At 66.2% G+C, this 15984-nt stretch carries 15 protein-coding genes; 9 read left to right on the top strand and 6 right to left on the bottom strand.

Annotation, left to right across the window (positions count from 1 at the left end; genetic code table 11):
* Both ACYBYQ_RS05030 and ACYBYQ_RS05025 read left to right on the top strand, forming a co-directional pair.
* The gene (locus tag ACYBYQ_RS05030; RefSeq protein WP_459617390.1) at positions 1-2088 is read left to right on the top strand and encodes a 3-hydroxyacyl-CoA dehydrogenase NAD-binding domain-containing protein; all 2088 of its coding nucleotides are present in this window, start codon (positions 1-3) and stop codon (positions 2086-2088) included.
* A gap of 13 nt (positions 2089-2101) precedes the next feature.
* A complete protein-coding gene (locus ACYBYQ_RS05025) occupies positions 2102-2500 on the top strand; it encodes a Zn-ribbon domain-containing OB-fold protein (protein ID WP_459617388.1) in 399 nt (132 codons plus the stop codon).
* Between the two features lie 8 nt (positions 2501-2508).
* Here the strand turns inward: ACYBYQ_RS05025 and ACYBYQ_RS05020 are convergent, their stop codons facing one another.
* Entirely contained in the window at positions 2509-3690 is a 1182-nt protein-coding gene (locus ACYBYQ_RS05020; RefSeq protein WP_459616964.1) for an IS110 family RNA-guided transposase, read from the bottom strand.
* Positions 3691-3923: 233 nt separating this feature from the next.
* Between ACYBYQ_RS05020 and ACYBYQ_RS05015 the strand changes: the two genes are divergently transcribed.
* The 3 genes from ACYBYQ_RS05015 to ACYBYQ_RS05005 are packed head-to-tail and all read left to right on the top strand — an operon-like array spanning position 3924 to position 6487.
* Positions 3924-5099, top strand: coding sequence for a thiolase family protein (locus tag ACYBYQ_RS05015; protein ID WP_459617386.1), 1176 nt, complete (start codon positions 3924-3926; stop codon positions 5097-5099).
* A gap of 27 nt (positions 5100-5126) precedes the next feature.
* Complete coding sequence (locus ACYBYQ_RS05010) at positions 5127-5816, top strand: 3-oxoacid CoA-transferase subunit A (protein ID WP_459617384.1); 690 nt, start codon at positions 5127-5129, stop codon at positions 5814-5816.
* Complete coding sequence (locus ACYBYQ_RS05005) at positions 5813-6487, top strand: 3-oxoacid CoA-transferase subunit B (RefSeq protein ID WP_459617382.1); 675 nt, start codon at positions 5813-5815, stop codon at positions 6485-6487. The genes ACYBYQ_RS05010 and ACYBYQ_RS05005 overlap by 4 nt, the downstream gene beginning before the upstream one ends.
* Before the next feature lie 73 nt (positions 6488-6560).
* Here ACYBYQ_RS05005 and ACYBYQ_RS05000 read toward each other — a convergent pair whose 3' ends face one another.
* The gene (locus ACYBYQ_RS05000; RefSeq protein ID WP_459617380.1) at positions 6561-7157 is read right to left on the bottom strand and encodes a BPSL1445 family SYLF domain-containing lipoprotein; all 597 of its coding nucleotides are present in this window, start codon (positions 7155-7157) and stop codon (positions 6561-6563) included.
* A gap of 534 nt (positions 7158-7691) precedes the next feature.
* Positions 7692-7886, bottom strand: a complete 195-nt coding sequence (locus tag ACYBYQ_RS04995; protein ID WP_459617378.1) for a hypothetical protein — start codon at positions 7884-7886, stop codon at positions 7692-7694.
* Between the two features lie 310 nt (positions 7887-8196).
* Here ACYBYQ_RS04995 and ACYBYQ_RS04990 point away from each other — a divergent pair, with 310 nt between their 5' ends.
* Positions 8197-8505, top strand: coding sequence for a virulence factor (locus tag ACYBYQ_RS04990; protein ID WP_459617376.1), 309 nt, complete (start codon positions 8197-8199; stop codon positions 8503-8505).
* 241 nt (positions 8506-8746) lie between these two features.
* Here the strand turns inward: ACYBYQ_RS04990 and ACYBYQ_RS04985 are convergent, their stop codons facing one another.
* The 3 genes from ACYBYQ_RS04985 to ACYBYQ_RS04975 form a co-directional block, all read right to left on the bottom strand.
* Complete coding sequence (locus ACYBYQ_RS04985; protein ID WP_459617374.1) at positions 8747-8995, bottom strand: hypothetical protein; 249 nt, start codon at positions 8993-8995, stop codon at positions 8747-8749.
* A 213-nt stretch (positions 8996-9208) separates the two neighbouring features.
* Positions 9209-10555, bottom strand: coding sequence for a serine--tRNA ligase (gene serS / locus ACYBYQ_RS04980; protein ID WP_459617372.1), 1347 nt, complete (start codon positions 10553-10555; stop codon positions 9209-9211).
* Between the two features lie 32 nt (positions 10556-10587).
* Complete coding sequence (locus ACYBYQ_RS04975) at positions 10588-11928, bottom strand: replication-associated recombination protein A (RefSeq protein ID WP_459617370.1); 1341 nt, start codon at positions 11926-11928, stop codon at positions 10588-10590.
* Between the two features lie 180 nt (positions 11929-12108).
* Between ACYBYQ_RS04975 and ACYBYQ_RS04970 the strand changes: the two genes are divergently transcribed.
* From ACYBYQ_RS04970 to ACYBYQ_RS04960, 3 genes are all read left to right on the top strand, one after another.
* Entirely contained in the window at positions 12109-13380 is a 1272-nt protein-coding gene (locus ACYBYQ_RS04970) for an amino acid deaminase (RefSeq protein WP_459617368.1), read from the top strand.
* Positions 13381-13427: 47 nt separating this feature from the next.
* A complete protein-coding gene (locus ACYBYQ_RS04965) occupies positions 13428-14978 on the top strand; it encodes an ABC transporter substrate-binding protein (RefSeq protein WP_459617366.1) in 1551 nt (516 codons plus the stop codon).
* A gap of 64 nt (positions 14979-15042) precedes the next feature.
* Complete coding sequence (locus ACYBYQ_RS04960; RefSeq protein ID WP_459617364.1) at positions 15043-15984, top strand: ABC transporter permease; 942 nt, start codon at positions 15043-15045, stop codon at positions 15982-15984.

Here is a 15984-nt window from a genome sequence, read left to right as displayed (position 1 = left end):
ATGAAGATCCAAGCCGAATACCTCGAGGATGGCCGGGTCGCGCTGCTGCGGCTGTGCAATCCGCCGGTCAACAGCCTGAGCGCCGCGCTGCGGCAAGAGCTGCTTCGATCCCTGGACGCCGGGCTGGCAGACCCCGCCGTGCAGGCTATCGTCATCGTGGGCGATGGCCGGCTCTTTTGCGGCGGTGCCGAGATCCGCGAATTCAACACGCCGAAGTCCAGCCAGGCGCCCATCCTGCGCGATGTGATCGACCGTATCGAACGCGCTGGCAAGCCGGTGGTCGCGGCAATACACGGAACGGCCCTGGGCGGCGGGCTGGAACTGGCCCTGGGATGCCATTATCGCGTGACCCGGCCCGACACGACTTTCGGGCTTCCCGAGGTCAAGCTGGGCCTCCTGCCTGGCGCAGGCGGCACGCAGCGCCTGCCGCGCCTGATCGGCGTCGAACACGCGTTGAACATGATCACCAGCGGCGACATGATCGACGCTGCGCGCGCAGCGGAGTTCGGCCTGGTCGATGAAGTATTCTCCGACGACCTGGCCCGGTGCGCAGCGGCCTTCGCCCTGGACAAGGCAGGCGTGGCGCTTTCCTCCCGTGTCCTGGGCGTGCGCCGAGCAGCCGAACCCGGCACCCCGGACGTCTACGACAAGGCGCGCCGGCAGGCGCAGAAGCGCTTCCGCGGTTGTGTCGCGCCGCTGGCGTGCATCGAATGCGTGCAGGCTGCCGTCACGCACGAGATGGACCAGGGCCTGGCTCTCGAGCGCCAGCGTTTCCTGGAGCTGGTCGCAGGACCGCAGTCCAAGGCGCAACGCCACCTTTTCTTCGCCGAGCGCGAGGCGCTCAAGCTGCCCGACGACTGGATTCCCGCAAGCAGGATCGAAACGATCGGGGTGGTGGGTGCAGGCACGATGGGGGGCGGCATTGCCATGAGCCTGGCCAACGCAGGTATCCCTGTGATCCTGGTCGAACGCGAGGCCGCGGCGCTCGAAAAAGGCTGGCGCAACATCGAGAAGAACTACGCCTCCAGCGTTGCATCCGGCAGGCTGGCGGAAGGCGAAGTGCAGGCGCGCCTTGCTCGCATCGCCCGGTCGTTGGACATGCGGGAGCTCGCCCGGGCGGATCTGGTGATCGAGGCGGCTTTCGAAGACATGGAAGTCAAGCGGCAGATCTTCACTCAGCTCGATGCGGTATGCAAGCCCGACGCCATTCTGGCGACGAATACTTCACGGCTCGATATCGATGCCATCGCCGGGGTTACGAGGCGGCCCGGGAAAGTGCTGGGCATGCACTTCTTCAGTCCCGCCAATGTGATGCGGCTTCTTGAAGTCGTTCGCGGCAGGGCCACGGCGGGCAGCGTGCTTGCCGATGTGTTCCGCCTGGCCCGCCGCATCGGCAAGCTGCCCGTCCTGGCGGGAAACTGCGACGGCTTCATCGGCAACCGTATGCTGGGCCACTACACGCGCGAGGCGCATTTCATGCTGGAAGAAGGCGCGCGTCCGCAGGACGTGGACGGCGCTCTGCAACGCTTCGGCATGGCCATGGGTCCGCTGCGAATGACCGACATGGCGGGCCTGGACATCAGCTGGGCATTCCGCAAGCGTACGGCATCGACCCGCCCCAGGCACCTGCGCTATTCCCGAGTGGCCGACAGACTGTGCGAGATGGGACGATTCGGCCAGAAAACCGGCAATGGCTTCTACCGCTATGAAGCCGGCAAGCGCGATCCGATACCCGACCCCGTGGTTGAGACACTCATCGAACAGTGTGCCAAGGAAGACGGCATCGTGCGGCGACAGGTCACCGACGAGGAGATCGTACAGCGCACCATCTATGCATTGGTCAACGAGGGCGCGAAGATCCTCGAGGAAGGGATCGCCTTGCGCGCATCCGACATCGACGTGACGTACGTCAACGGCTACGGCTTCCCGCTATTCCGTGGCGGGCCGATGTTCTACGCCGAACAGATCGGCTTGCCGGCGGTGCTGGCGACGATCCGGGAGTTTCACGCGAAGCACGGCGAGTTCTGGCAACCGGCCCCGTTGCTCGAAAGATTGGTTGCCGAAGGCCGCGCATTCAGCGACTTGTGAAAATGGGATACCTATGACGACTACACCAGAAAGCCAGACTGCGGATCGTGGGCCACGGGCGCACTACTTCGCGCGCCTTGCCCAGGGCAACTTCGAGATCCAGCGTTGCGATACGTGTGCCAGGCACCAGTTTTTCCCCCGCGTGATGTGCATGCACTGCGGCTCGACCGGGCTGCGGTGGATCACGCCGGCTGGCACGGGCACCGTCTATTCGGTGAGCGTGATCCTTGCAAAACCCGAGCACGGCGGAGACCGGAACGTGGCGCTGATCGACCTGGACGAGGGCGTGCGCATGATGAGCCGCGTCGACGGGATCGCGCTGCACGAGATAAGAATAGGCATGAAGGTGCGGGCCAGGGTGTTGCCGGGCGATAGCCCCCTGGTGGTTTTCGAACCGACGGAGGCAGCCTAATGTTTTTGTCAAGCGTTCATAGCCGACGTACGAAGGCTGAATGGCGTGCGGTCGCGCAGCACGGCCCACAGGACATTGACGCGCCGTCGCGCCAGCGCGATGACGGCCTGGTGGTGGCGCTTTCCTTCTTGTCGTTTGCGCGCGTAGAAGGCTCGGCTGTCGGGGCTTCGCAGCGAGGCGAAGGCCGCCTGGTAGAACACGCGCTTGAGCCCCTTGTTGCCACCGTGGGGCCGCTGCAAGCGGCGGGATTTGCCGGACTGCTTGAGTACGGGAGCCAGGCCGGCGGCAGCGGCCAGGGCATCAGCGGATCGGAAGCGCGCGATGGAGCCTGCCTCGGCGATGAACTGGGCGGTCATCAAGGCCCCCATGCCCGGCAGGCTTCGGATGAGGGCCGCATCAGGGTGCGCGCAGAGGCGTTGCCCGATGTCGAGATCGAGTCTGGCCAGTTGCTCCAGAGTATGCCTGGCTTCGGCGGCGAGCTCCTTGATCAGCCGGGCGGTCAGGGTTTCTCCGGGCACGGTAATAGTTTGCCGGGCTGCGGCGCCGCGGGCGGCGGCGATGAGCTTGTGCGCGTAGCTGCGGTTGGCCATCGCCCCCAGGGCCACACGCAGCTGCTCGTCACTGGCTTGGCGCCACTCCAGTGGCGTGACGAACTGGCAGAGCAGAACCAAGGCCGTCTTGCTGGTGAGGTCCAGCGCATGTTCGAGTTCGGGAAAGATGCTTACCAGCAGGTCGTGCATGCGCGCCAGGCGGCGCGTCTGTTCGGCGACCAGATCGCCGCGCCGCGAGACGAGCAGCCGCAGTTCGATATCCAGCTCGCTCTGAGCCGTCACGGGCCGCAGATCCGTGCGCGTGCGCACTTGATCGGCGATGACGCGCGCATCACGCGGGTCGCTCTTGGACTCGCCGCCCACCGTGCCCTGGCGGGCACGATTGACGGCCAGGCCGCTGACGTGAACGAGCTCGAAGCCGGCATGCAGCAGCATCGCCTGGGCCAGCGAGGCGATACCACCCAGCACATCGATGCCGATACGCCACGGCGCCGGCAGCGCTTGCAGTTCGGTCACCAGCCGTTGCAGGTCTTCGGGAGTGTTGAGCAACTTGCGGTTAATAAGTGCGTTGCCGCCAGGGTCAATGGCGCAGACCCAATGAACCTCCTTGGCGACATCGATTCCGACGAAGGTCGTCATGATCAGTCTCCTTGGCTATCGGTCAGGCATCCCTTGCACGCCAACTTCGCCCTACACAGCGATCAATCGCAAAGCCTAATCAGTGGTCGACAAGAGAGGGTGCAGAGGGGGGAAATGCCTCCTGAGCCATCAAGGGCAGCCAGCATGAAAACCATCCCCTCGCACCGCCTGGAACCTAACTTGGCATGCTATCCCAGGCACCGATTCCTCGGTAACGAGAAAGGTAGGGCTGCATGAATACGCTGGAATCGCTGCGCGGCCAGGTTGCCATCGCGGGCGTGGGCCATGCAGGGCTGGGAGAAGCACACGGCTACGCTGAAATCGAGATCCAGGCACAGGCGGCGATCAGGGCCGTGGCCGACGCGGGGCTGTCCCTCCGCGACATCGACGGACTGGCCACGTGCAGCTCTTCTGCCACCATGTGGAGTATGCCGGTGGTTGAATACCTGGGCATCCGTCCACGCTACGTCGAAGCAACCATGCTGGGCGGCTCGAGCTTCATCTCCCACCTGCTGCCGTCGATCATGGCGTTGATGTCGGGCCAGTGCAATGCGGTGCTGGTCTGCTATGGCAGCACACAGAGAACATCCACCGTGGACCGCCGCGCCGAGGTCAAGGCGCGAGCCATGCTGGATCCGCTGCCCTTCGAACACCCCTACCAGCCCATCCAGCCGGCCTCGTCCTACGCGCTGGCGGCGGCGCGCCACATGCACGAATACGGCACGACGCGCGAGCAGCTCGCAGAGATCGCCGTCGCTGCGCGGCGCTGGGCACAACTCAATCCGGAAGCGGCCATGCGCGGCCCGCTCAGCATCGAGGATGTGCTGAACTCCCGGCCGGTTTCGTCCCCGCTGACCGTGCGGGACTGCTGCCTGGTTACCGACGGCGCCGGCGCTTATGTACTGGTGCGGGCCGACCGTGCACGGGACCTGAAACAGCCGCCGGTGTATGTGCTGGGAAGCGCCACGGCGTGCTGGAACCGCCAGATTTCCTCCATGGAAGACCTGACCGTGACTGCCGCAGCCGAATCCGGCAGCCTGGCCATGCAGCGCGCGGGCGTGAGCGTGTCCGACGTCGATGTTGCAGAGCTGTATGACGCGTTCACCATCAACACGTTGCTGTTCCTGGAAGACCTGGGCTTCTGCCGCAAGGGCGAAGGCGGGGCTTTTGTCGAGAACGGCGCGATTGCCCCAGGCGGACGGCTGCCCGTCAACACCAATGGCGGTGGCCTGTCCTGCGTGCATCCCGGCATGTACGGCATCTTCCTCATCATCGAGGCAGTCCGGCAGTTGCGCGCCCAGGCGGGCGAGCGGCAGGTTGCGGGTGCGGAAATCGCCCTCGTCCATGGCAATGGCGGCACCCTATCCAGCCAGGCGACGGCCATTCTGGGCGGACCATCCACCTATTGATCGCGCGGTGCGGGAGGCTCGCAATTCATGCTGGATAAAACAGTCAGGACACTCGAGGAAGCCGTGGCCGGCGTGAAGGATGGCGACACCATCCTTGTCGGCGGTTTCGGCATTTCAGGCGTTCCCACCGAACTGCTCTGCGCCCTGCTCGACCAGGGCGCACGTGAACTCACCATCGTCAACAACAACGCCGGCAATGGGCCCGTCGGCCTGAGCCAGCTGATCGAGGCAGGCCGCGTGCGCAAGATGATCTGCTCATTCGGCCGTTCCACCGACCGCGTCAATCCGAACGCCAAGGCTTTCGCCGACGCCTGGCGCGCCGGCAGGATCGAGCTGGAATGCTGCCCGCAAGGCACCATGGCCGAACGCATGCGGGCTGCAGGCGCCGGTATCGGCCCGTTCTTCACCCCTACCGGATACGGGACTCCATTGGCCGAAGGCAAGGAGACCCGCGTGATCGACGGCAGGGGCTACGTGCTGGAGTCTCCCTTGAGGGGGGACTTCGCGCTCATCCGCGCACAGGCCGCCGATCGCTGGGGCAACCTGATGTATCGCTATGCGGGCCGGAATTTTTCGCCGGTCATGTGCATGGCCGCCAAGACCACGGTCGTGCAAGCCGACAAGGTCGTGCCGCTGGGCGAGCTCGTTCCCGAGCACGTGATGACGCCCGGCATTTTTGTGCAGCGGGTCATTGAAGTGAGGCGCGGAACGATATGAGCACGGCTATTGAGAGGCTGCAGCGCCAGCAGATCGCCAAGATGGTGGCTCGAGACATTCCTGACGGCTTCTACGTGAACCTCGGCATCGGCATTCCTACACTGATCTCGGGCTTCCTGCCGCCGGATCGTGACGTCATCCTGCACACCGAGAACGGCATCGTCGGCATGGGGCCGGGCTCGCCTGGAGCGCAGGTCGATCCCGACCTGATCAACGCCAGCAAGGAACCCGTGACGCTGCTGCCCGGAGCCGCCATCACCGACCACGTCATTTCCTTCATGATGATGCGGGGCGGGCACCTGGACCTCACCGTGCTGGGCGCCTATCAGGTTTCAGCCCGCGGCGACCTGGCCAACTGGGATACGGGCGCACCCGGGAACATTCCGGCGGTAGGAGGCGCCATGGACCTGGTGGCCGGGGATCACCTAGTCTACATCACCATGGAGCACGTCACCAAGGACGGCAAGCCCAAGATCGTCAATGAATGCAGCTATCCGCTGACGGGGATGGGCGTGGTGGACCGCATCTACACCGATGTCGCGATCCTGGATGTCCAGCCCGACGCCATGCTGGTGCGGGCGATGGTGCCGGGCATGACATTCGGTGCATTGCAGGCGATAACCGAATGCCGCCTCGCCTTGGCGCCTGACTGCTACGTGCTCGAACCTTGATGCGCAAGGCCCGCCCCCGGGTCGACCTGATCGCCCGGGAGCGGGCAAACCCGCTACTGGCGCACCTGGGACGCTACAGGCTGGTGTCGCGCGTGATCTTGGTGCCGTCGATGGACACGCCGGCCATCAGGCCCGCATTGTTCATCACGAAGCCCACCACAGGCTGCCGCGCCGTGTTGGTATCGATGCTGCCGTTGGCGCCGATCTTGGCGACGGCGACGGTGGCATCCGCGCCGACGGTCCAGCCGTTGCTGTTGCGGAAATGCGCCAGCGCTTCATCCGTCATGAAGAGCAGCACGGTGGCACGCGACTGGGCACCGGCCTGGAAGCCGATGGAGCCGGACGCGGTGCTGTAGTAGGCCACGGGTTGGCCGCCCACGCGCAGCACGCCCTTGCCGTATTCCCCGCCCACGATGAAGCTGGCCCCCAGCACCGACGGGAACACCAGCACGCCCTTGGCCTGCTCCACCAGGGCCCGCGCCTGGGGCGAAGCCTCGTAGAGCTTGGACAACGTGGCGTCGGCGCCCGAATTGATTTCGCTGCGCTGCTCGGAAGGCGTGGCCGAGGCGTCCTGCGAATTGGTGGTGCAACCGGTGAACACCAGGCCTGCCAGCGCAACGGAAGCCGCGGCGAGGCCACTGCGGCGCAGCACAGAGGAAGCTCCTAGCATGTCGTTCTCCTTGGTTTATGAGGGGTCCGACCTACTTTACGCTTCCTGCGTATCCGCGAGGTGATCAAGCAGCGACATTACGCCAGCAAACGCAACGATTGCTATCCTGGGCAGAAGCCGGTTTCACACTGCCTGACGGCGTTCATATGGGTTGGAGTGTTGCCGGCACGGCCGGCGCCGCGGCCAGGATGCGCTTGGGCTTCCATATGCGGCATGCGTGCTGGAGCTCCCGGCCCTGCTGGATGAACCGCGCGAACCCCATCGCCTGATCTACGGTAAGAAATTCATAGCGCCTGCCCTGATAGGACACCGCGCGCCCTTCCCGTGTCGCTTCCAATCGATGCTCCCCTGTTGGAAACCTTACAACAGCATCCGGATTGAATGCGTACCGGACACAGGGGAACTCTAATCGCATCGCTGCGCAGCGCCAATATTCAGGGACGCCGATCCGATGGAATTCGACGCTTCTTTGCTTTTCTCGACACAATATGGCGACGCGATGCACGCACCTGTCGCATAGCGGGAACGCCAGGGTCAGGTCTGGGGCGGTTCGATCCAGAAGAAGCGTTCGCCTTGGCGCAGCATGTCGGCCACGCCTTCGGCATCCAGCCGGAAGTCGGTGCCCATGAGCGTGGCGCCGCCGTCGTCGTGGATGTGAATGACGGCAAGCGGGTCGTTTGCCATGGTGTACCAGTAGTACCCGGGCTTCAGGTCGTGAGCGGTCGTCATGCGGCCAGTATACATAGAGGCGTGCAGGGGCAGACCGACAATTGGGGCTGCGGCAGGGCCTCGGCATCGTGACAAAACGTAAAAACAGCCGGGCCGCAAGCGCGTCGTGCAGCCATTTCAGCGGGTTTCAAGCAAGCGCTGTTCCCAGGGGAAACCCGGGCCGCCGGCGTTGCAGTTTCGGGCTGGCAGCCGGGCGCGCGGTTGCGGATTGTCGCCATTGGCACGGGCGCGATTACGCTTTCGCGGGTCCGTGCGGCGAAAATAGAGTCACTGTTCAACTCGCCGCTGCGGGCGGCAAGGTAGGCTGAAAATGAAAAAATGGCTCATCGCGGGTGCAAGCATCGCCGGACTGCTCATTTCGGGCACCGCGCTGGCCCGTGTCGACATAGGGGTGAGCATCGGCGTGCCCGGCCTGTACGTCGGCCCGGCGTACGTTGCGCCCGCCCCCGTCTACGTGGCGCCGCCTCCGGTGGTGTATGCGCCGCCGCCCCGGTACTACGCCCCCCCGCCCCGGGTGGTGTACCCGGCCCCGGTGTACTACGGCGGCCCGCGCCACTTCCATCACGGCCACAAGCACTGGAAGGGCCACCACCATCATCGCCACCGCGGACGCGACTGACCTCCGCTGGCATCACCGTCAAAGGGCCCCTGCGTGGGGCCCTTTGTTCGTGGGCAGCCGGAGGACCGCTCCGGCCGCGCCGGAACACCAGGCCTACAGGCCGCCGCGGGCCGGCGCCTGTTGCACCGACGCCCCCGCCTGCCGATCGCTGCGATCGGGCTGCGGGGCCGGCGACGGACGCGCCGGGTGGCGGATCTGGTCGATCCAGCGGCGCGGGGTGCTGGACCCCCGCCACCAACCGTTATACGGACGCATGGGCAAACTCCGGTTCTCCGTTGAAACGCACGCCATTGATCTTCTCGAAGATTTCACGACTGCTCCGCTCCGCCTCGTCGAGGCTCGCGTAGGGGGCCAGGCCCGGAATCTGCCAGCACTTTTCCGGAGCATTCGCGCCGACGCGACGCGTGCAGATCTGCACGGTGTAGCCCAGGCCTTCTTCCTGGACCACGGCGCAACGCACCCGAAAATCACCGATCATTCGCGAAGTCATGTCAGCTTCCTCTATTGAGATGAAAGGGCAGGCTTGCCAATACGGGCGACATTTTGCCGCAACATCCGGCCCTTTTATTGCTTTCACACAATTGTTCACATCAATAGCGTTGAAGTCGCATCCTAGCGACCAAACACGACAGGCATGTGGCAAAGAAAAACGGAACCCGCAGGCTCCGTTCATGGATACAGCCGGTTGGACCACCCTGCGGCGTCAGGGCTGCAGCCGCTCCATGCCGCCCATGTAGGGCCGCAACGCGGCCGGCACGACGACGCTGCCGTCGGCCTGCTGGTAGTTCTCGAGTACCGCGACCAGCGCCCGCCCCACGGCCAGGCCCGACCCGTTGAGGGTGTGCAGGTATTCGGTTTTCTTCTGCGCGTTGCGGAAGCGACCCTGCATGCGGCGGGCCTGGAATGCCTCGCAGTTGGACACCGAGGATATCTCGCGCCACGTATTCTGCGCCGGCAGCCAGACTTCGAGGTCGTAGGTCTTGGCGGCGCCGAAACCCATGTCGCCGGTGCACAGCAGCATGACGCGATACGGCAGCCCGAGACGCTGCAGCACCTGCTCGGCGTGGCCGACCATTTCCTCGAGCGCCTGGTACGACTGCCCCGGCGTGGTGATCTGCACCATCTCGACCTTGTCGAACTGGTGCTGGCGGATCATCCCGCGGGTGTCGCGGCCGCCGCTGCCGGCTTCCGAGCGGAAGCACGGCGTGTGCGCGGTGAGGCGCAGCGGCAGGTCGGACTCGGCCAGGATGCTGTCGCGGGCGACGCTGGTGAGCGTGATCTCGGAGGTGGAGATCAGGTATTGGTCTTCGCGGACATAAGGATTGCCATGGTCGTCGACCTTCGGGTCGTCGTCTCCCCCGCCCTTGGTGACGAAGAACATGTCGTCCTTGAACTTGGGCAGCTGGCCGGTGCCGTACAGCGTGGAGCTGTTGACGATGTAGGGGGTGTAGCACTCGGTGTAGCCATGTTCGCCGGTCTGCAGGTCGAGCATGAACTGGGCCAGGGCGCGGTGCAGGCGGGCGATGGGACCGCGCATGAAGCTGAAGCGCGCGCCCGAGAGCTTGGCGGCCATGTCGAAGTCCAGGCCCAGCGGCTCGCCCACGGCGACGTGGTCGCGCGGCTCGAACCCCAGGGGCGCGGGATTGCCGTCGGGGCCGGCGGCCCCGGGCAGCCAGCGACGCACCTCCACGTTGTCATCGCTCGAGGCCCCGACCGGCACGCTGTCGTGCGGGAGATTGGGAACCGCCATGAGCAGCTCGTTGAGCTGCGACTGGACGTCGGCGAGGTCTTCCTCGAGTTGCTTGAGGCGTGCCGGCAAGGCCTGGGATTCGGCCATGACGGCCGTGGCGTCCTCGCCCTTGGCCTTGAGCTGCCCGATCTGCTTGGCCAGCGCATTGCGCCGCGCCTGCAGGGATTCGGTTTCGGTCTGGACGGCCTTGCGGCGGGACTCCAGCTCGTTGAACCGTTCCGTGTCGAAGTCGACGCGCCGGCTCTTGAGCCGGTCGACGACGGTTTGCAGGTCTTTGCGCAGCAGTATCGGATCTAGCATGGTTTGTGCAATGGGTTGAGGAACGGCCGGCGTCAGGACTTGTCGTTGCGCGCCTGGGCGTCGAGTTCGCGCAGGAACGCCAGCTTCTGCTGGATTTTAGCTTCCAGCCCGCGGTCGGTCGGCCGATAGAAGGACGCGTCGAGCCCATCCGGGAAATAGTGTTCGCCCGCGGCATAGCCGTGCGGCTCGTCATGGGCGTAGCGATACGCGTGCCCGTGCCCCAGCTGTTTCATCAGCTTGGTGGGCGCGTTGCGCAGGTGCAGCGGGACCGGGGCGCTGCCATGCTCGGCGGCGAACTTGCGGGCGGCATTGTAGGCGTTGTAGCCCGCATTGCTCTTGGGCGCGCAGGCCAGGTAGATCACGGCCTGGCCCAGCGCCAGTTCGCCTTCCGGCGAGCCCAGGCGCTCGTAGGTGGCGGCCGCGTCGTTGACGATCTGCAGGGCGCGCGGATCCGCCAGCCCGATGTCTTCCCAGGCCATGCGCACGATGCGGCGCGCCAGGTAGCGCGCGTCCGCGCCGCCGTCCAGCATGCGGCAGAACCAGTACAGCGAAGCATCCGGATCGGAGCCTCGCACCGATTTGTGCAGGGCGCTGATCTGGTCGTAGAAGGCGTCGCCTCCCTTGTCGAAACGGCGCAGGTTCTGCGAGAGGGCGGTCTCCAGCCAGGCGCTGTCCACCGTGTCGCGCCCGGCCGACTGGGCCGCCTCGGCCACCACCTCCACGGCGCTGATGACCCGGCGGGCATCGCCGTCGGCCCAGGCCGCGAGTTGCGCGCGGGCGTCGCCGTCGAAGTGGATCCGCGCCTGCTCCCCGGCGCCCTCGTTGAAGGCAGCCACCGCGCGCTCGACCAGCTCGCCGAGTTCTTCGGGGGTGAGCGGCTGCAGCACGTACACGCGCGCCCGCGACAGCAGGGCCGAATTGACTTCGAACGAGGGATTTTCGGTGGTGGCGCCGATGAAGGTGAACAGCCCGCTTTCGACATAGGGCAGGAAGGCATCCTGCTGGGCCTTGTTGAAGCGATGCACCTCGTCCACGAACAGGATGGTGCGCCGCCCCTGGCCCTGCGCCACCTGGGCCGTGACCACGGCATCGCGGATGTCCTTGACGCCGCCCAGCACGGCCGAGATGGCGATGAACTGGGCATCGAAGCCGTCGGCCATGAGGCGCGCCAGCGTGGTCTTGCCCACGCCGGGCGGGCCCCAGAAGATCATGGAATGCGGCCGGCCGGACTCGAACGCCACGCGCAGCGGCTTGCCCGGGCCCAGCAGGTGCGACTGGCCGACCACCTCGGCCAGCGTGCGCGGGCGCAGGCGTTCTGCCAACGGTACGTACGGCCGGTGGGCCGGATCGGCGGAAAAGAGGTCGTTGCTCATGGACGGCCGGAAAACGGCAAAAAACAGGGCGGCATGGTTGCCAGCGCCCATTACACCATGCGGGCGCAATCCGCCTTCCGGTACGGGAAAGTCCCAACTCCCGCATGTAAATTCTTTTCATGATAATTATCTACAGATTCTTTTCTGATAATAATTTTCATACCTGACTGAGGTACGGACATGACCGACCAGCCGGTGCAGCGCATCGTCCTCGACCCGGACGGCAAGGGCCTGGGCGCGTTTCCCGAGGGTTGTGCTGCCTCCGAGGCGGCCCGCCTGGGCTGGAACCTGCTGCGCGAAGACGTCAGCCTGCCGGCTGCCGTGCTCTATGACTCGCGCATGCGCCACAACCTGCAGTGGATGCAGCGCTTCATGGAAGCCTACGGCGTCAAGCTGGCGCCGCATGGCAAGACGACCATGAGCCCGGCGCTGTTTGCCCGCCAGATTGAGGCAGGCGCCTGGGGCATCACGCTGGCCACCGCCCCGCAGGCGCGGGCCGCCTACCGCCACGGCATCCGCCGCGTGCTGCTGGCCAACCAGCTGGTTGGCCGCGCCAACATGGCGCTGGTCGCCGACATGCTGCGCGATCCGGAATTCAGCTTCTGCTGCCTGGTTGACTCCGCGGCAAACGCTGCGCAGCTGGGGGAGTACTTCAGCCAGGCGGGCCTGCGCCTGCCAGTGCTGCTGGAACTGGGCGTGCCGGGCGGACGTACCGGCGTGCGCGATGCCGCGCAGACCCGGGCCGTGCTGGACGAGATCGCGCGCTGGCCTCAGGCCCTGGCCCTGAGCGGCGTGGAGCTCTATGAAGGCGTGCTGCAGGACGAAGGCGCCATCCGCGCCTTCCTGCGCCGCGCCACGGAGACCCTGCGCCAGCTGGCCGCCGACGGACGCTTGCGCGACGACGGCCCGATCCTGTTGTCCGGCGCCGGCTCGGCGTGGTTCGACGTGGTTGCCGACGCGTTCTCGGGCCTGGACATCGGCCGGCCGCTGGACATCGTGCTGCGCCCGGGCTGCTACCTGAGCCACGATGTGGGCATCTACCGCAGCGCGGCCGAACGCATGGCGGCGCACAACCCGGTGGTGCAGCGGCTGGCGCCTGGCCTCCAGCCTGCACTGCAGGTCTGGGCGTACGTGCAGTCGCTGCCGGAAGCCGGCCGCGCCATCATCGGCCTGGGCAAGCGCGACGCCGCCTTCGACGCCGGCCTGCCCCAGCCTGCCCTGGTCTACCGTCCCGGCAATGCCGCGCCCGGGACGGCCCCGGCGCACTGGAAGATCACGGCCATGATGGACCAGCACGCTTTCATGGCGGTCGCCGAGGGCGACGACATCGCCGTGGGCGACATGATCGCCTTCGACATCTCACACCCCTGCCTGACCTTCGACAAGTGGCGCCAGGTCCTCGTGCTGGACGACGACTATCGCGTCATCGACGTCGCGCCCACGTATTTCTGATCCTGATACTGCAGTCCGTCGTTGATCCCTCCCCCGGAGACAAGCTTATGAACCTGCGCAACCCCCGCCCCGCGAGCCGCCTGCCGGGCCTGCTCCTGGCCGGCGCACTGGGCCTGGCCGCCTGTGCGCCCGCCCTGGCCGCGCCCGTGAAGGGCGGCACGATCTCGGTGGCCACCATCGGTGAGCCGCCCACGCTGGATCCCATGACGAGCACGGCCGACCTGGTAGGCATCGTCTCGCAGCACATCTTCGAGACGCTGTACACGTTCGACGCAAAATGGAGCCTCACGCCGCTGCTGGCCGACAGGCTGCCCGACGTGAGCGCCGATGGCCTCGTCTATACCATCCCGCTGCGCCAGGGCCTGAGCTTCCACGACGGCTCGACGCTCGACTCCGCCGACGTCGTGGCCTCGCTCAAGCGCTGGACCGAAATCGCCTCGCGCGGCAAGCAGGCTGCCAAGCTGATCACCGCCATCGAGGCGCCCGACGCCAACACGGTGAAGATCACGCTCAGCCAGCCGTACGCGCCGCTGACCGCCCTGCTGGCCATGAACAACAGCGCGGCGATCGTCCTGCCTTCGGAAAAGATCGCTCCCGCGCTGACCGAATTCGTCGGCACCGGCCCCTACCAGCTCAAGGCCCGCGTTCCCGACCAGTACATCCAGCTCACGCGCTTCGACGGCTACAAGCCCCGCGCCGGCGAGCCCGACGGCTATGGCGGCGCACGCAAGCAATACCTGGACGAGATCCGCTTCGTCCCGGTCAGCAATGCCAATACGCGCGTGGAAGCAGCCATGGCCGGGCAGTTCGACTATGTGGACTCGCTGCCCGTGGAATCGCTGGACAAGCTCAAGGGAGGCCGCTCGGATCCGGTCATGCTCGCGCCCTTCGGCTGGCCGCGCCTGGTGCTCAATACGAAGCAGGGCATCCTGTCCGATCTGGCCGTGCGCCAGGCGGTGCAACGCGCGCTCAACGAAGAAGACATGCTGTATGCCGCCTTCGGCGACAAGGCCTTCTACACGCTCAACGGTGACCTCTATCCGAAGGGCTATCCCTGGGCCACCAGCCTTGGCGGCAAGGTCTACAACCAGGGCGATACCGCCGGCGCAACGAAGCTGCTGGAAGGCGCGAAGGTAAAGGACCCCACCCTGCGCATCCTCACCAGCCAGCAATACGAGTTCCACTACAAGATGGCGCTGGTGGCCGCGGAGTACCTGAAGGCGGCGGGCTTCAAGGTCGACATGCAGGTGGTGGACTGGGCCACGCTGACCCAGCGGCGCCAGGACCCTGCGCTCTGGGACATCTTCATCACCCACAGCCCCTTCCTGCCCGAGCCCGCGCTCATCGACTTCCCGTCCAGGGATGCGCCGGGCTGGTGGGACACGCCGCGCCGCAACCAGGTGCTGGATGCGTTCAACCAGGCGCGCACGCAGGAAGAGCGGGTGAAGCGCTGGGCCGACGTGCAGCAGGCGGTGTACGACGAGGTGCCGTTCATCAAGGTGGGCGACTTCAACGCCCAGGCGGCGCGTTCGCCCGCGCTGCAGGGCGTGGTGCCCGCACCCTGGCCGTACTTCTGGAACGCCTGGAAGTCCAAATGAGCCTGCGCCCCGTCCTCGCCGGACCCGGCGCGGCCGGGGCCATGTCCATGCAAGGAAGTCTCCCGTGTTGCGCTATCTCTTGAACCGGCTGGTGGGGCTGGTGGCGGTGATGTTCATCGTCGCCACCATCGTCTTCGTCATCCTCCGGATCACGCCCGGCGACCCGGCCGCCGTGATGCTGGGGCCCGAGGCCAGCCAGCAGGACATCGACGCGCTGCGCGCACGCCTGGGGCTGGACCGGCCCCTGCCGGTGCAGTACCTGGGCTGGCTGGGCCAGCTCGCCCGCGGCGACCTGGGACAATCGATATTCCTCGGCAAGCCCGTGCTGGCGGCCCTGGCGGACCGCGCCGAACCCACGTTCTGGCTGACGCTGATGTCGCTCGTCATCGCGGCCGCCATCGCTCTGCCGGTGGGCATCCTGTCGGCGGTGCGGCGGGGCACGGCCCTCGACCAGTCGGTGCTGACCTTCTCGATGTTCACGTCCAGCGTGCCGAGCTTCTGGCTGGGATTGGTGCTGATGCAGGTCTTCTCGGTGAAACTGGGCTGGCTGCCGGTGGCGGGCTACGGCGGGCCCGACGCCTCCATCGGCACCCGTCTGTCGCACCTGATCCTGCCGGCGGTGGTGCTGGGCCTGGTGAACTCGGCGCTGATCACGCGTTTCATCCGCGCCAGCATGCTGGACGTGCTGCGCGACGACTACGTGCGCACGGCCCGGGCCAAGGGGCTGCCCGAACGGCGGGTGATCCTCAAGCACGCCGTGCGCAACGCGCTGATCCCCATCCTGACCGTGCTGGGCCTCACCACCGCGCTGCTGATCAGCGGCGCCGTCGTCACCGAGACCGTGTTCGGCCTGCCCGGCGTGGGCAGCCTGGTGGTGTCGGCCGTGCTGCGCCGCGACTACCCCGTGATCCAGGGTGCGCTGCTGGTGATCGCCGCCCTGTACGTGCTGATCAATCTTTTCATCGACCTGCTGTATCTGGCGGTCGATCCACGGGTACGTTACTGA

This window comes from Bordetella sp. 2513F2 (assembly GCF_054642735.1).
The sequence above is the reverse complement of the archived record's forward strand: the minus strand, read 5'-3'. Positions and strand labels throughout refer to the sequence as shown.

What these genes read in the sequence shown, in the direction of transcription:
- ACYBYQ_RS05030 (WP_459617390.1), top strand. Translation starts at nt 1, where the DNA reads ATGAAGATCCAAGCCGAATACCTCGAGGATGGCCGGGTCGCGCTGCTG.
- ACYBYQ_RS05025 (WP_459617388.1), top strand. Translation starts at nt 2,102, where the DNA reads ATGACGACTACACCAGAAAGCCAGACTGCGGATCGTGGGCCACGGGCG.
- ACYBYQ_RS05020 (WP_459616964.1), bottom strand. Translation starts at nt 3,690, where the DNA reads ATGACGACCTTCGTCGGAATCGATGTCGCCAAGGAGGTTCATTGGGTC.
- ACYBYQ_RS05015 (WP_459617386.1), top strand. Translation starts at nt 3,924, where the DNA reads ATGAATACGCTGGAATCGCTGCGCGGCCAGGTTGCCATCGCGGGCGTG.
- ACYBYQ_RS05010 (WP_459617384.1), top strand. Translation starts at nt 5,127, where the DNA reads ATGCTGGATAAAACAGTCAGGACACTCGAGGAAGCCGTGGCCGGCGTG.
- ACYBYQ_RS05005 (WP_459617382.1), top strand. Translation starts at nt 5,813, where the DNA reads ATGAGCACGGCTATTGAGAGGCTGCAGCGCCAGCAGATCGCCAAGATG.
- ACYBYQ_RS05000 (WP_459617380.1), bottom strand. Translation starts at nt 7,157, where the DNA reads ATGCTAGGAGCTTCCTCTGTGCTGCGCCGCAGTGGCCTCGCCGCGGCT.
- ACYBYQ_RS04995 (WP_459617378.1), bottom strand. Translation starts at nt 7,886, where the DNA reads ATGACGACCGCTCACGACCTGAAGCCCGGGTACTACTGGTACACCATG.
- ACYBYQ_RS04990 (WP_459617376.1), top strand. Translation starts at nt 8,197, where the DNA reads ATGAAAAAATGGCTCATCGCGGGTGCAAGCATCGCCGGACTGCTCATT.
- ACYBYQ_RS04985 (WP_459617374.1), bottom strand. Translation starts at nt 8,995, where the DNA reads ATGACTTCGCGAATGATCGGTGATTTTCGGGTGCGTTGCGCCGTGGTC.
- serS (WP_459617372.1), bottom strand. Translation starts at nt 10,555, where the DNA reads ATGCTAGATCCGATACTGCTGCGCAAAGACCTGCAAACCGTCGTCGAC.
- ACYBYQ_RS04975 (WP_459617370.1), bottom strand. Translation starts at nt 11,928, where the DNA reads ATGAGCAACGACCTCTTTTCCGCCGATCCGGCCCACCGGCCGTACGTA.
- ACYBYQ_RS04970 (WP_459617368.1), top strand. Translation starts at nt 12,109, where the DNA reads ATGACCGACCAGCCGGTGCAGCGCATCGTCCTCGACCCGGACGGCAAG.
- ACYBYQ_RS04965 (WP_459617366.1), top strand. Translation starts at nt 13,428, where the DNA reads ATGAACCTGCGCAACCCCCGCCCCGCGAGCCGCCTGCCGGGCCTGCTC.